The organism is Priestia sp. VA7, assembly GCF_055710015.1.
Map to the genome: position 1 here is coordinate 822104 of NZ_JBVQPN010000001.1, position 14462 is coordinate 836565.

Annotated in this window: 11 protein-coding genes; 9 read left to right on the top strand and 2 right to left on the bottom strand. The window is 39.7% G+C overall.

Annotated features, from left to right (window positions below):
- Nucleotides 1-24: 24 nt before the first annotated feature.
- Both AC0C45_RS04270 and AC0C45_RS04275 read right to left on the bottom strand, forming a co-directional pair.
- The gene (locus AC0C45_RS04270) at nt 25-1230 is read right to left on the bottom strand and encodes an ATP-binding protein (protein ID WP_237892882.1); all 1206 of its coding nucleotides are present in this window, start codon (nt 1228-1230) and stop codon (nt 25-27) included.
- Between the two features lie 239 nt (nt 1231-1469).
- Nucleotides 1470-2897: a cryptochrome/photolyase family protein gene (locus AC0C45_RS04275; protein WP_472927915.1), complete on the bottom strand. Its 1428-nt coding sequence runs from the start codon at nt 2895-2897 to the stop codon at nt 1470-1472.
- A 165-nt stretch (nt 2898-3062) separates the two neighbouring features.
- On the opposite strand from AC0C45_RS04275, the gene AC0C45_RS04280 reads away from it, so the two are divergent.
- The 9 genes from AC0C45_RS04280 to AC0C45_RS04320 all read left to right on the top strand — a co-directional run bounded on the left by AC0C45_RS04280 (nt 3063) and on the right by AC0C45_RS04320 (nt 14440).
- Complete coding sequence (locus tag AC0C45_RS04280; RefSeq protein WP_472927916.1) at nt 3063-3794, top strand: hypothetical protein; 732 nt, start codon at nt 3063-3065, stop codon at nt 3792-3794.
- A gap of 251 nt (nt 3795-4045) precedes the next feature.
- Nucleotides 4046-4738, top strand: a complete 693-nt coding sequence (locus AC0C45_RS04285; RefSeq protein WP_472927917.1) for a copper homeostasis protein CutC — start codon at nt 4046-4048, stop codon at nt 4736-4738.
- Between the two features lie 262 nt (nt 4739-5000).
- The gene (locus tag AC0C45_RS04290) at nt 5001-6365 is read left to right on the top strand and encodes an aspartate aminotransferase family protein (protein ID WP_013084707.1); all 1365 of its coding nucleotides are present in this window, start codon (nt 5001-5003) and stop codon (nt 6363-6365) included.
- A 1-nt stretch (nt 6366) separates the two neighbouring features.
- A complete protein-coding gene (locus tag AC0C45_RS04295) occupies nt 6367-7887 on the top strand; it encodes a pyridoxal phosphate-dependent decarboxylase family protein (RefSeq protein WP_095378701.1) in 1521 nt (506 codons plus the stop codon).
- On the top strand, nt 7865-9619 hold the full coding sequence (locus AC0C45_RS04300; protein WP_171776674.1) for an IucA/IucC family protein: 1755 nt from the start codon (nt 7865-7867) through the stop codon (nt 9617-9619). The genes AC0C45_RS04295 and AC0C45_RS04300 overlap by 23 nt, the downstream gene beginning before the upstream one ends.
- A complete protein-coding gene (locus AC0C45_RS04305) occupies nt 9616-10209 on the top strand; it encodes a GNAT family N-acetyltransferase (RefSeq protein ID WP_472927918.1) in 594 nt (197 codons plus the stop codon). The genes AC0C45_RS04300 and AC0C45_RS04305 overlap by 4 nt, the downstream gene beginning before the upstream one ends.
- Nucleotides 10188-11477: a lysine N(6)-hydroxylase/L-ornithine N(5)-oxygenase family protein gene (locus tag AC0C45_RS04310; protein WP_034649331.1), complete on the top strand. Its 1290-nt coding sequence runs from the start codon at nt 10188-10190 to the stop codon at nt 11475-11477. The genes AC0C45_RS04305 and AC0C45_RS04310 overlap by 22 nt, the downstream gene beginning before the upstream one ends.
- Nucleotides 11478-11480: 3 nt before the next feature.
- Entirely contained in the window at nt 11481-12638 is a 1158-nt protein-coding gene (locus tag AC0C45_RS04315; RefSeq protein WP_016765327.1) for an MFS transporter, read from the top strand.
- Nucleotides 12635-14440 (top strand): IucA/IucC family protein, encoded by a 1806-nt coding sequence (locus tag AC0C45_RS04320; protein ID WP_034649342.1) that lies wholly within the window; start codon nt 12635-12637, stop codon nt 14438-14440. The genes AC0C45_RS04315 and AC0C45_RS04320 overlap by 4 nt, the downstream gene beginning before the upstream one ends.
- The last annotated feature ends 22 nt before the right edge of the window (nt 14441-14462 follow it).

Here is a 14462-nt window from a genome sequence, read left to right on the forward strand (position 1 = left end):
TCTGATTTACTCAGATGGCTTCTTTTACACTTCTACCACATAAAGTTCAGGCGTTTTCATAGGCAGGGTAATGGTAATGCTTGTGCCGTCATTTTCTTCACTTGATACGTGAAAAAAACCATTATGCTCATTAATAATTTTGTTACAAATGGTTAGTCCCAGGCCTACTCCTCGTTCTTTTGTTGTATAAAAAGGCTCTCCTATATGAGAGATACGCTTTGAGTCAATTCCACATCCGCTATCTTTTATCACAATACATAGCGTTTCTCTAGCTGATTTTTTAATCGATACAGTCAGCTTGCCGCCACTTTCCATCGAATCAATGGCATTTTGTATAATATGAATAAATGCTTGGGTTAGCTGTGTTTTTTGCCCACTAATGAGCAGGGGATGTTCTTTTGGATAATGGCGAATGATGTGGATATTTTTGACTCCAGTAACCGGTTCAAATTGCTTTAATACCTCATCTAGCAAGTCTGTCATAACAAGGCTTTCTGTATATGCGTACTCTCGTTTAGCTAAACTCATAAATTCTGCGATAATATGTTCAATTTGCGAGAGCTCATGCTGAATGAGATCTCGATAAATCATTGTTTTTTTCGGCTGCTGTGTCTCACTGAACAGTTGTATAAACCCTTTAATGGTTGTCAAAGGATTTCTAACCTCGTGTGCGATACTTGCAGCAAGGTGACCAATGACAGAAAGTTTTTCTGAATTTCGGATCTTTTTCTCTGCTTGTCTTTTTTCTGTTACGTCTCGTGAGACAAATACAAACCCTTCGATTTCTCCAGTGGATGTGATAATTGGAGCGCCTTTACATTCTAATAAAACGATGGTGCCATTCACGTGAAACTTTCGGTATTCAAATGTGGAGGCATCTTTTGTTTTGCTCATGTTAGCTAAAATAGTCGAGATTAGGTGTTTGTCTTCAGGATACGCATTGATAAGCACATGTTGTCCAATAAGCTCATCAGGATAAACGCCTAAAGTTTTAGCGTAAGAAGGAGAAGCGTATTCATAAATGCCATCTTCAGTAATAGCACATACTAAATCATGGGTATGAGATAAAATAGCTTGATGCTTTGGTTCATTGTCATCCGTCATGATTCGATCTTTTAATGGATAAAAAAGCTGATCTTCTTGGTTCGTGAAGGTGTGCCGAACTTGAGTGCCGCACATTCTGCAAAAATTATAATCTTCCTTATAGTTACAAGAAGGACAAACGGGCATCGAATCACTCCAATCAGATCTATGCAATGAGAGAGTTCTCAAGCATATATAATCATTATTATATATTCAAATTATAGGAAAAAATATGAAAAATCAAATGTGCTATAGAGAGGGAAACTGGGCTTGAAAACCCTATAAATAGATTTCAAATACATGTTTTTAGTTGCAAATAGATGCGAAATGGAATTTTTAAACATTTAAAAAATTCAGCCTATCAAATAAGAGGCGTGATTTACCTCTTATTTGATAGGCTGATAATGCTCTAGCGCTCGCTCTCTAGCTGCTTTATGATCGACAATTGGAGTCGGATATGTTTTATTAAGCGTAACGTTTGCTTTTTCTAATACGTCTGCTGGGGCCTCCCAAGGTTTATGAATATAAGAAGAAGGAATATGCTTAAGCTCTGGAAGCCACTTTTTAATATATTCTCCTTCTCTATCAAATTTTTCTGATTGAGTAATTGGATTAAAAATACGAAAATATGGCGCGGCGTCTGCTCCCGAGCCTGCAACCCACTGCCAGCCCATTGTGTTATTAGCTAAATCTGCGTCTACTAAGGTATCAAAAAACCAATTTGCTCCGTGTTTCCAATGAATTAAAAGGTGCTTTACTAAAAAGGAAGCAGCTACCATTCGAACTCGATTGTGCATAAAACCTGTTTCCCACAGCTCCCGCATTCCGGCATCGACAAGGGGATAGCCGGTTTTTCCATTTTTCCAAGCTTGAAGCTCTTCATTGCCGTCAGCCCACTGAAATTGCTTGAATTTTTCATTAAGCGGTTCAGTTGTAGTGTGCGGGAAATGATAAAGCAGCTGATAAGCAAAATCTCTCCATATAAGTTGACGAATAAACATTTCAGCTTGCTGTTCAAAAGCATCAGAACGTACTTTTTCTGCTTTAGTTCTCAAATAATGATAAAGAACTCGAGCTGAGAGCTGTCCTGCAGCGAAATAAGGAGATAGACATGAATTTAATGCTTCAGCAGGAAAATCTCGTCCTTTTTCATAATGAAGCAGCTTATTCTTTAAAAACGTTTTGAACACATCAATAGCGCCTTTTTCCGTAGCTTCCCACGTCGACTTAATCGTTTTATCCCACGGTATGCTTGGAAGCAAATCGAGATCTGAGACTGAAAGAGATTCAACGGGTTTAGAGGAAGCCTGTATGGAAGTAACTTTTTTTACAGCAGAAGATACGGAATGTTTTTGAGAAGCTTTATAGTAAGCTGTAAACACTTTATAAGGATCTCCATTTTCTTTTGTGATTTTCCAAGGTTCATGAAGGAGAAACCCCTCAAATGTGCGAATATTTATTTGTTGCTCTGAAAAAAAAGCTTGAAGCTCTTTATCTCTTTTTAGCACATGTGGTTCATAGCGTCTATTCCAATAAATATCTTGGGCATTCGTTTCATGGAGTAGTTTTTGTAACACATCTTTAGGGTTTCCTTTTTGTACAATCAGCGTTCCTTGTATTTTTTCGATCGAGTTTTTAAAGTCATTCAGCGCATGGTGAAGCCACCATTTACTTGCACTTCCCATTGAGCTTTCTTCATAGTCATCATGGATATAAACAGGTACAACCATTCCTTCTTTAGCTGCGTGAAATAGAGCTGGGTTATCAACCAGCCGAAAATCTTTTCGAATCCATACGATAATGGTTTTATTCATCATGTGCCACCTTTCTATCTGCAATTTGCCTCGATTATAGCTTTTTTCTTATACGTTCTACAATTTTGAATGTGTAGAAAGCCTATTTTCTTATGGACGAATTTCAGATTGATGGTAAAAAGAATAACGTAAACGGAGTAAGAGAATGGGAAGGAGCCCTTAAAAATGAGAAATTCGTATGGAATGAAACAAACCGGACAACCGATATCCAATCCATATATGCAAGCAGCACCTAAACCTGCTAAAATGCCGCCTATGCCTTCTGCAAAAGAAATGCAGGCAATGCCGGTGCAAGAAGGCACAAAACAAATGCCAATGTACGGAGAAATGCCGCCGATGAAAGATGTAATGCCGCCGATGCATGGAGGAATGAATCAAATGCCGATGCAAGGCGAAATGCCACCGATGCAAAAAGATATGGCTCAAATGCCAATGTACGGAGAGCTACCGCCAATGCACGGAGGAATGGACCAGATGCCGATGCAAGGAGGAATGCCGCCAATGCACGGAGGAATGGACCAGATGCCGATGCAAGGAGGAATGCCGCCAATGCACGGAGGAATGGACCAGATGCCGATGCAAGGAGGAATGCCGCCAATGCAAGGAGGGATGGGCCAAATGCCGATGCAAGGAGGAATGCCGCCAATGCACGGAGGGATGGGCCAAATGCCGATGCAAGGAGGAATGCCGCCAATGCAAGGAGGAATGGGTCAGATGCCGATGCAAGGAGGAATGCCGCCAATGTACGGAGGAATGCCGCCAATGCAAGGAGGAATGGGTAAAATGCCGATGCATGATTGCGGATGTCGCGATTTCTCAACACCCGTTGGTCATCAGCAGCCTCATTCTTTAAATGAGTGGATGTTCATGCAACAAACAAATCCACGCTCTTTTTAATAAATCCTTTACCCTAGATAAAAGGGATGTATTTTTGGATCTTTAGTATAAATATAGAATTTTATTAATTGAAACGTCATGAGAAAAAGAATAGTTCTTACTCTTTTTCCATGACATTCAATTTTTTGCAAATATTAATCACATCTTTTGGGTGTTTTCTTACATAAGAGAGTTTGGTAGAGTTTTTTAAGTATAAATACAGGGAAAAGAAGGCAAAAGCTCTATATTAAAGGGGAAAGGGTGTTTTTAGAATGATATTAGAAGTCACAGCTGCAACCTTACATGATGCTAAAGTTGCCCAGGAACATGGTGCCGATCGTATAAGTCTTGTAACTGGAATCGGAGAAGGCGGCTTAACCCCAAGCTACGGTTTGATGAAAAAAGCGAAAGAAACGATACATATCCCAATATTTGTGATGATTCGTCCACATAATCAATCTTTTCAATATGATGAAGACGATTTGCAAACAATGATTGAAGATATTCACTATGCAAGAGAAATTGGCATTGATGGAATTGAAATTGGCTGTTTAACAGAGGACAAAATTATCGATGAGCAAGCTTTAAAGCGACTGCTGGATGCGGCAGGAGAAATGAACGTAACGTTCCACTTAGCATTTGATGAAATCAGTGATCAAGAAAAGGCGCTTGAAACGCTTTTAAGCTATAAGCAAATTCAGCGTGTCATGACTTCAGGAGCGGATAAAAGTGCACTAAACGGTATTCCTCATATTAAAAAACTGTTAAGAAGAATGAAAGATAAAGATATTATTTTAATCGGGACAAAAGGGCTGAAACCTGAAAATCTTCAAGCGTTCTTATCCGTTACTCCCGTGAAAGAAATTCGTATCGGTTCAGGGGTTCGAGTGAATTGTCAATATACGAAACCGCTTGACTCAAGGAGTGTAAAAGCTGCAAAAGAAACGATGAATAAGCAAAAGTAACAGAAGTGCTACAAGGAATTGTAGCACTTTTTTATTTGGAAACAGAAAGGGACTTATTACATAGTTTTCCCTAAATGGAAAACATCATAAAACCCTGTGAATCCTTGATACATAAGAGAAATGCTGTGTTTTTTCGACTTTAGAGTGAAATAGGAATAATTTCATATTTTCAGAATAATTATTGACAGTGATAATCATTATCATTTATTGTTGTAATTGTTAATGAAAATCATTATCAATTGAATAAACAGGAGGATATGATATGTCAACGTCAACGAAACAACTTACATCAAACGAAATGCTGCTTGCTATGCAAAATGAACGTGAATCCAATGCAAGGTCTTATCCTAGACGCCTTCCTATTGCAATTAAACAAGCAAAAGGCGCCGTAATCACGGATATGGATGGAAAAGAGTATATTGATTGTTTAGCAGGAGCCGGCACGCTTGCTCTTGGTCATAACCATTACGTAGTCCATGAAGCAATACAAGACGTTTTAGCAAAATCTATTCCTTTACATACATTAGATTTAACAACGCCTGTGAAAGAAGCTTTTATCGATGAAGTATTTGCTAGTTTGCCAGAACAATTTGCAAACAAAGCGAAAATACAGTTTTGCGGTCCAACTGGAGGAGACGCAATTGAAGCGGCTTTGAAGCTTGTAAAAACAGCAACCGGCAACCGAACGATTTTATCTTTTCAAGGGGGATATCACGGCTCCACGCACGGAACGTTAAGCATCAGCGGTACAACGAGTCCCAAAAAGCACATTCATGCGCTAGTGCCCGATACACATTTTCTACCTTATCCATATGAATACCGCTGCCCGTTTGGCGTAGGTGCTGAAGGTCACACTTACATTAGTACATACATTGAAAATATGCTGGATGATCCTGAAAGCGGAATTGTTACTCCGGCGGGTGTTGTAGTAGAAATTGTGCAAGGAGAAGGAGGCTCTGTTCCAGCGCCGATTCCATGGTTAAAAGAGCTTCGCAGAATCACAAAAGAACGAAACATTCCGCTTATTGTCGATGAAGTTCAAACTGGAATTGGACGAACAGGAAAGCTGTATGCATTCGAGCACGCTGATATTCAACCGGATGTATTAGTGCTATCTAAAGCAATTGGAGGCAGCCTTCCTTTATCAGTCGTTCTATATGATAAAAAGCTGGATCAATGGGAAGCGGGTGCACATATCGGCACCTTTAGAGGAAATCAGCTTGCGATGGCTACAGGACAAGCCACTCTGCAATTTATAAAACAAGAAAACTTACCTGCACATGCTCATGAATTAGGAGCTTATATTCAGAGTCAGCTAAAACATATTCAAAAGCAAGTATTCTCAATTGGTGATGTACGCGGAAGAGGTTTGATGCTGGGCGTTGAAATCATAGACGCAACAAAGCCGGCTAATAAAATCGGCAGTCATCCTGCAAACGGTGAGTTAGCTAAGCTGATTCAAAAAGAATGTTTCGACAGAGGCGTCATTTTAGAAGTGGGTGGAAGACATGGTGCTGTTATTCGTCTGCTTCCTCCATTAATTTTAACGAAACAACAAACCGACGAAGTGTTGACAAGATTTGAAGAAGCGATAAAAGCAGCAGAAGAGAAGTGGGTGAATAAATAAAATGGCGCCGTTTGAAAAGTGGTTTTTATCATCATCCAAAGAAAGCCTCGAGAATTATGAAGCCATGATGGGCGGAATGACAGAGATGATTAAACGTCACTACCATACACTAAAATCCCCTTATACTCACATAGACGTTGACGAACTATCGAACTTAGTCAATCGTGCGGTCTATTTTAGCGAACACGAACAGCCGCTAGAAGATCTGTTTGATGACGTACAAGCCGTAGTGATGGATCATTCGCTTCATGTTTCGCATCCCGGGGCAATGGCACACTTGCATTGTCCTCCGATTATACCGGCCCTTGCTGCGGAAGTGATGATTTCTGCTTTGAATCAATCTATGGACTCGTGGGATCAAAGTCCGGCAGCTACGTATATAGAAGATCAAGTGATTGATGAGTTAACACAACAAATTGGTTATCCAAGCTCTTCTTCCGGCGTTTTTACAAGCGGAGGGACTCAGTCGAATTATATGGGCCTTCTGCTTGCTCGTAATGAATATTGTCATGCTGCATTTTCAATTGATGTTAGTGAAGAAGGTTTACCGCTCCAAGCTAAAAAACTGCGGATTTTCTGCTCCGAAAAAGCCCACTTTACGGTGCAGCAATCTGCAGCTCAGCTTGGGCTGGGCATGAATGCAGTGGTGAGTGTAAAGTGCAATGAAAGGCACGAGATGGATATAGAAAATTTAGAAGAAGCAATACGGGAAGTTAAAGCAGAGGGAAACCTTCCCTTTGCTGTTGTAGCAACGGCAGGCACGACGGATTTTGGAAGCGTAGATCCTCTTTTTGAAATGAGTAAGCTAGCTAAAAAAGAAGGACTTTGGCTTCATGCTGACGCCGCTTATGGAGGAGCGCTGCTATTTTCACATAAATATCGTGAACGCTTAAAAGCTCTTGAACGGGCAGATTCTATTACGATGGATTTTCATAAGTGGTTTTATCAGCCGGTAAGCTGCGGGGCATTTCTAGTGAAGAATTCAGCTATGTTCAAACACATTCAGCTTCATGCAGATTATTTAAATCCTGAAGAAGATGAGCATGTACATTTGGTAGATCGCAGTATTCAAACGACCAAACGATTTGACGCCTTGAAGCTATGGCTGACTTTCCGTGCAGTAGGTACAAATGAGTATGGAAAAATGGTTGATCATACGATTGAAACGGCTAAGCAGACAGCTGAACATTTACGAAAGCAGAGGAATATTACGGTGTTAAATGATCCTTATATGAACGCGGTTGTATTTCGCTATGTGCCAGATACTTTATATAGTGATTGTCAAAAACAGCAGCACTATGAAAATAAGTTAAATCAGCGTATTCAGCAGCATTTATATGAAAAAGGCACTTTTATCATGGCAAAAACAAAGCATAAAGAGCAAGCTTATTTAAAGCTAACGATGTTAAATCCTATGATTACAGTTGATTCTGTTGCCACTCAGTTAGAGGAAGTCGTGGCTTTAGGAAAAGAGTTGGAGAAAAAGGAGGAGCGATTACGTGAACGCTCAGTTATCGGCTAATTTTATTACAATGCAAAATATTATTAATTGCTATATTCGAGAAACAGGTAAGGGAGTATGGCAGTCCGTTTCAGAAATGAAAAGCGAAGAAACGCTCGTTCTTAGGCTAGAAAAACAGCCGGTAACTCTTTACTTTCCAGTAAAGTACCGTTCAGCTACCGGACGTCACTTGTTCTTTCCGGTCTTTTATTATCGCATTCAGAAAGAGGAGCTCAAGGAGTTAGATGTCGTCACTCTTTTAGCCTTTCTTTTAAAAGAAGTAACAGATCATTTACTACAGGTGAATGAGCTGATTGTACGTGTGCTATTAAGCTACGAAAATATGAAATTGTTCATTGAAAAAAGACAGAAAGAGTTAGAAACGTGCTATAAATGGGACAAAACGTTCTTAGAATCTGAGCAGTCATTGCTTATTGGCCACCAGCTGCATCCGACACCTAAAAGCCGTCAAGGGATATTACCTGAAGAAGAAGAGGTGTTTGGGCCTGAAGTGAACGGCAAATTTCAGCTTCATTATTTTAGAGCACATAAATCGCTTGTTGCAGAACAGTCCGCCGAGAGTCAAACCGCTTCACAGCTTATTAAAGAGCAGTTGAAAAAAGATAAGAAGGTTTCTGAAGAATTCATACAGTCGTATTGCCAAGCGGATGATTATTCACTTATACCTATGCATCCGCTGCAAGCTCGTTATCTTTTAGGAAAAGAAGAAGTGTGTGGATGGATTCAAAAAGGCCGGCTTGCTTATCTAGGGCCACACGGTCAGCCGTTTTATCCGACTTCGTCTGTTCGAACCGTATACAGTGAAGATGCAGATGTGATGTACAAATTTTCTATTCCGGTGAAGATTACGAATTCACTGAGAGTGAATAAACGCAAAGAATTAAGCAGAGGTGTAGAAGTGAGTCGTTTATTGCAAGAAGGATTACAGGCGGAGCTTCAAGAAAATCATCCGGCTTTTCAAGTGATTGAAGATCCTGCTTACATCACGATCGGAAAAAAGGAGTTTGGGTTTGAAGTCATGATTCGAAGCAACCCTTTTCAAGGTGAGCAAGGGAACCGTACAACACTCCTAGCAAGTTTGTGTCAAGATCATGTGTTTGGGAAAGCTTCTCAAATTGAAAATATTATTAATCATATTGTTTCAAGTGAAAATAGTACGAATGAAGACATAAGCAAGCGCTGGTTTAAACGCTATTTAGATGTCTCTTTTCATCCTATGATGTGGCTTTACACTCAAAAAGGAATTGCGCTGGAAGCTCATCAGCAAAATTCCGTTATTAAACTTGATGAAAATGGATATCCATCGGTGTTTTACTACCGTGACAACCAAGGCTATTACTTTATGAAATCAAAGGAACAAGAGCTTCGCAAGCTGCTTCCTTCCTTAAACGGAGAAAGCGATACGGTATGTGATGATGCTGTAGCAGAAGAAAGATTTCGTTATTACGTATTTTTTAATCATATTTTAGGATTAGTTAATGCTTTTGGTGCAGCTGGCCTCGTTCAAGAGTCAGATCTGCTATTGATTCTGCGACAAGAAATAGAGAGGTACAAAGAAAAAGATCATACGGGGCTTGTTTCATCGATGTTAGAAGAGAAAGTGCTTCCTTGCAAAGCCAATTTCTTAACGCGCGTTCATGATATGGATGAGCTGGTAGGCTCTCTTGAAACGCAGTCTGTTTATGTAAATGTTGAAAATCCTCTGTACGAATCTGCAGGTGTACGGGTATGAAATCGGCATTACAAACGCAGTATCCATTTATGATGCAGCAAAAGGAGCAGAGCATCACCTTTCGCTCTGTTTCTTTTGCAAAAGATTTCGAACGGCTGTACAAGTGGATGCATGAACCGCATGTTATTCCGTATTGGAATTTAAATATTTCAAAACAGGCGTATGAGCAGCATTTAAAAACATTTCTAGCTGATTCCCATCAAAAACTGCTAATTGGAGAAATTGACGGTGTGCCTATGAGCTATTGGGAATCTTATACGGTTAACGGCGATATTATCAGTAACTATTACCCTTATGAAAAAGGAGACCAAGGGATTCATTTATTAATTGGAGACCCTGCTTTTTTAGGAAAAGGCTATATTTATCCGCTCCTTCTTAGTTTACTAAAGCACAAGTTCGAGGTAGCAGATACTGCTAAAGTAATAGCGGAACCAGATATACGAAATGAAAAGATGATTGCAGTATTTAAAAAATGCGGGTTTCAATTTATGAAAGAAGTGTCGCTGCCTGATAAAACAGGCGTACTGCTGAAATGTGAAAGAACAGTATTTGAAAGAAGGTGGAGCGAATGGAACAACGGGACATTTTAGACGTAATTGGAGTAGGAGTTGGTCCATTTAATTTAGGATTAGCAGCTTTAATTGATAAAACAGATTGTACATATAAATGTTTTGAACAAAAAAAGGAGTTTAATTGGCATCCAGGAATGCTTTTAGAAGGGACAACTCTTCAAGTTCCGTTTATGGCAGACGTGGTCACGATGGTGGATCCGAAGAGTCCGTACACGTTCTTAAATTATTTGCATGAGCATGAGCGCTTGTATCAGTTTTATTTCTTTGAGAAGTTTCACATTCCGAGAAATGAATACAATCATTATTGCCGCTGGGTAGCGAGCCAGCTGAGTGGGCTTGAATTTAACAGCACAGTAAAAGAAGTAAAAATGCATGAAGACGCTAAACCTTTTTATGAAGTAACGGTTGAAAAAGAAGGAAAGCTTCATACCTATTACAGCTATCATCTTGTAACCGGAGTAGGTACACAGCCCGTAGTGCCAAGAGACTTTCAATCAGTAGCCAGCGATACGTTCTATCACTCCGCTCAGTACAAAATGAATCGTGAACAAACGCTGAAGGCTAAAAGTATTACCGTAATTGGCTCTGGTCAAAGCGCAGCTGAAATTGTCTATGACTTACTTCAACAGCAGCCTCAGTTTGACTATAAGCTGAATTGGTATACGCGCTCAAAAGGGTTTTATCCGATGGAATATTCAAAGCTTGGCCTTGAACATTTTTCGCCTGATTATACCCGCTATTTTTACAGATTGCCCCAAGAGAAAAAAGAGAGCGTTTTACGAAATCAAGCTCTTTTATACAAAGGAATAAGCTTTGAAACGATCGGTGATATTTATGATTTGATTTACGAACGAACAATTGGAGGAAAAGAAGTGCCACTAACGATGCGCGCGCTTACGGAACTTGCAGGCGTTGAAAAGACAAACGATACACATCTTCTTACTCTTCACCAATACGAGCAGGACTCGTTTGAAAAAGAAGAAAGTGAAATTGTCATTATGGCCACGGGCTATCATGCAAAAGAGCCTTCTTTTATGGAAGGTTTAAAAGAACATTTGCTGTTTGATGAAAAAGGACAGCTGAAAATTAACGAACTCTATCAAGTTGAGATGAAGAAAAAAGGCGCCCCGCTATTCGTTCAAAACCGAGAACTTCATACACACGGGGTTGGAGCACCAGACTTAGGTTTAGGCGCTTATCGCAATGCTGTCTTGATTAATCAAATTGCAGGTAAAAACGTGTATAAAATATATAAAAATACTGTTTTCCAAAAGTTTGGGTTTTAAGAGATGATTTCTCCGCGCTTTGTTTTTATCTGTTTATTTATGACCATGACGTCGGAAGTGTTATTATCACCATTTTATCCGCAGTATTTTACAAGTGCTTTCCATGTGGATGGAGTTGCAATGACGTCTTTTTTTATTATTTGCTGCCGGATTGTGGTCATTGTTATGACTCCTTTATGGGGAATGCTGCTTAAGAAGTGGAAAGTAAAACATATAATCGTAGCGTCACTTCTAATGACAGCCTTAGTTAAAGTCATTCTGAGTGAAGTTTCTACTTTTTATGGGTTTTTAGCCACTTCGTTAGTATTACTTGTGTTTCAAAGCAGTTTATATCTTTTATACCCATATTTAGTAGGCGGCATGAAAAATGGACAGAAAAAGGCAGGTGCTGCAACAACCTATGTATTTATTGTTCATACGGCTATTATTGTCGCTAGCTTGTTTGGAAGTGCGATTATTGCATGGGAAATGCCGCTTAAAGTATATCAATACTTTGCTTTAGCTGATATGGTACTGGCCGTATGGCTCGTAACAAGAAAAGCTTCATCTTTAAAAAAAGAAAAAACACCAGCATACACTCAAAGTATAAACGAGCCTATTTTTTTCTATTTGCTGGCTATTTTCTTTTTTCACCTTGGACACAATGTCATTCGCCCTTATTTTACATTGTTTACAAGTGACACATATGGCATGAGCAGTCAAGGCAGCGCTTTGTTATATGTGATGCCGAGTATTATGGCGATCGTCTTAAAGCTTGCGGTACCTACAAAGCTATTTAATGGAAAAGTTATACCGCTTTTTTATAGCGTAACGGGTGCTAGTGCTTTACTGCTATGTTTGCAAGCATATGCCGATCATCTCAGCATGTTTATTATAAGTCGAATTTTATATGGAGCCGGGTTTTATCTCAGCATGGTTATACTTGATATCTACTTATTTCAAAAAAGCAAAGAAGGAGCTGCTTACTATTACAGCTGGCTTATTGCTGTTCAAAATATTGCCCTGCTGATTGCACCGCTTTTAGCACTAGAAATCAGCAAAGTAAATTTAGCGCTTCCTTTAGCAGTTGGTGCCGCTGCTTTGCTAGCTGCTAGCGCTGTAATGCCGTTGCGTAATAAAACAATCCCTATTCTAAGACAAGTAAAGGAGAATGAAGGATGAAAATCAAAGAAACGAATCTTTCCGTATTTAATAAGCAATCATGGGAAAAAGCAAATCGCCAGCTTTTAGCTAAAATGCTGCGGGAATTCATGTATGAAAATATTATTGAGCCAAAACAGCTGCAAAAGCAGGGTGCGCTTGCCACGTATCGATGGGAAGACCACCGAGGCGTTACGTATACATATCAAGCGAAACAGCGATTGTTTGACAGTTTTTCTGTACTGCCAGAAAGTATTAAGCTGACATCTAAAGCGTCAACGCCTACATTTTCAGAAGCGCTGCAGCTGTTAATTAGCTTATCTGAAGACAAAGGAATGTCTAGCTCAACTGCAGGTCACTTAGCAAAAGAATATTTTCATACACTAGTAGCAGATTTGCATTTGCAAAATCGAAAATCAGCGGATGAATTAGCAGATATGGATTATGCAGAGCTAGAAGGTGAAATGACGGGACATCCTTGGATTACGTATAATAAAGGGCGCATTGGGTTTGGCTATGATGACTATCTTCGGTTTGCGCCCGAGCAAAAACAAAAAATTCAGCTTTCATGGATTGCTGTAGCGAAGCAAATTGCTTCTTTTCATTCATTAGATACCCTCGGCTTTGATGATGTTATGAAACAGGAGATAAGCGGTGAGACGCTAGCTGAATTTGAAAAAGAATTAACAAGCCAAGACCTTTTAGCAGCAGACTATTACTATATTCCCGTCCATGAATGGCAGTGGATGAACGTGATTGTTCCTTTATTCGCTGAATACATTGCAAATGATTTAATTGTTCCGTTAGGAGAAGGTGAAGATCAATACTTGCCTCAGCAGTCGATTCGGACATTTGTGAATACAACAAATCGAGATAAGTATCACGTGAAGCTTCCCATGAGTATATTAAATACGCTTGTGTACAGAGGCCTTCCAAGTGAGCGGACGGTAATTGCTCCTCAAGTCACTCAGCATATAAAAGGCATAAGAGATCGCGACACGTTTTTAAAAGATACGTGCAAAGTAGGGCTTTTAGGCGAAGTGGCTACGTTAAACGTATCTCAGCCAACGTTTGCTTCTATTAAAAACGCACCTTATCAGTATTTAGAAATGCTTGGAGTCGTTTGGCGTGAAAGCATTTATCAAGAGTTAGAAGAAGGCGAGCGTGCGATTACGCTAGCTGCGTTATTACATGTTGACAGTGAAGGACAAGCTTTAGTTTCGTCATATATAAAAAGGTCGGGCCTGACTCCTAACGAGTGGATTGATGCGCTAACCAGCGCTGTTTTGCCGCCGCTACTTCACTACTTGTATCAATACGGAACTGTATTCTCCCCGCACGGGCAAAATACGGTACTGGTTCTCAAAAATAACAAGCCGGTTCGAATTATTATGAAAGATTTTGTAGACGACGTGAATATTAGTGATCAGCCGTTTGAAGAACTGCAGCAGTTATCTTTTGAATTAAAAGAAGTGCTGCGCAGCGAAGAGCCAGAAGGATTGACGCAGTTTATTTTAACAGGGTTATTTATTTGTCACTTCCGCTATTTAGCGACTATTTTAGAAGAGCATGAAGGTGTAGAAGAAGAGGACTTTTGGAAAAGTGTACGAGCAGAAATTTTACATTATCAGGCATCATTTCCACATTTACAGAAAAGATTTGAATTATTTGATTTATTGCGTCCAACTATTACTAAGTTAACGTTAAATCGAAATCGAATGTTTGATTACGGATACGAAGACGACGGAGATCGTCCTCACGCAAGTGAATATGGAAAGGTACGGAATGCCTTGCATGAAGTTAGTGAAAAAGCTGTTCAATAATAAGGAAAAGCCGCTGGTGTTG

What these genes read in the sequence shown, in the direction of transcription:
- AC0C45_RS04315 (WP_016765327.1), top strand. Translation starts at nt 11,481, where the DNA reads ATGATTTCTCCGCGCTTTGTTTTTATCTGTTTATTTATGACCATGACG.
- AC0C45_RS04285 (WP_472927917.1), top strand. Translation starts at nt 4,046, where the DNA reads ATGATATTAGAAGTCACAGCTGCAACCTTACATGATGCTAAAGTTGCC.
- AC0C45_RS04295 (WP_095378701.1), top strand. Translation starts at nt 6,367, where the DNA reads ATGGCGCCGTTTGAAAAGTGGTTTTTATCATCATCCAAAGAAAGCCTC.
- AC0C45_RS04320 (WP_034649342.1), top strand. Translation starts at nt 12,635, where the DNA reads ATGAAAATCAAAGAAACGAATCTTTCCGTATTTAATAAGCAATCATGG.
- AC0C45_RS04310 (WP_034649331.1), top strand. Translation starts at nt 10,188, where the DNA reads ATGGAACAACGGGACATTTTAGACGTAATTGGAGTAGGAGTTGGTCCA.
- AC0C45_RS04280 (WP_472927916.1), top strand. Translation starts at nt 3,063, where the DNA reads ATGAGAAATTCGTATGGAATGAAACAAACCGGACAACCGATATCCAAT.
- AC0C45_RS04305 (WP_472927918.1), top strand. Translation starts at nt 9,616, where the DNA reads ATGAAATCGGCATTACAAACGCAGTATCCATTTATGATGCAGCAAAAG.
- AC0C45_RS04270 (WP_237892882.1), bottom strand. Translation starts at nt 1,230, where the DNA reads ATGCCCGTTTGTCCTTCTTGTAACTATAAGGAAGATTATAATTTTTGC.
- AC0C45_RS04290 (WP_013084707.1), top strand. Translation starts at nt 5,001, where the DNA reads ATGTCAACGTCAACGAAACAACTTACATCAAACGAAATGCTGCTTGCT.
- AC0C45_RS04275 (WP_472927915.1), bottom strand. Translation starts at nt 2,897, where the DNA reads ATGAATAAAACCATTATCGTATGGATTCGAAAAGATTTTCGGCTGGTT.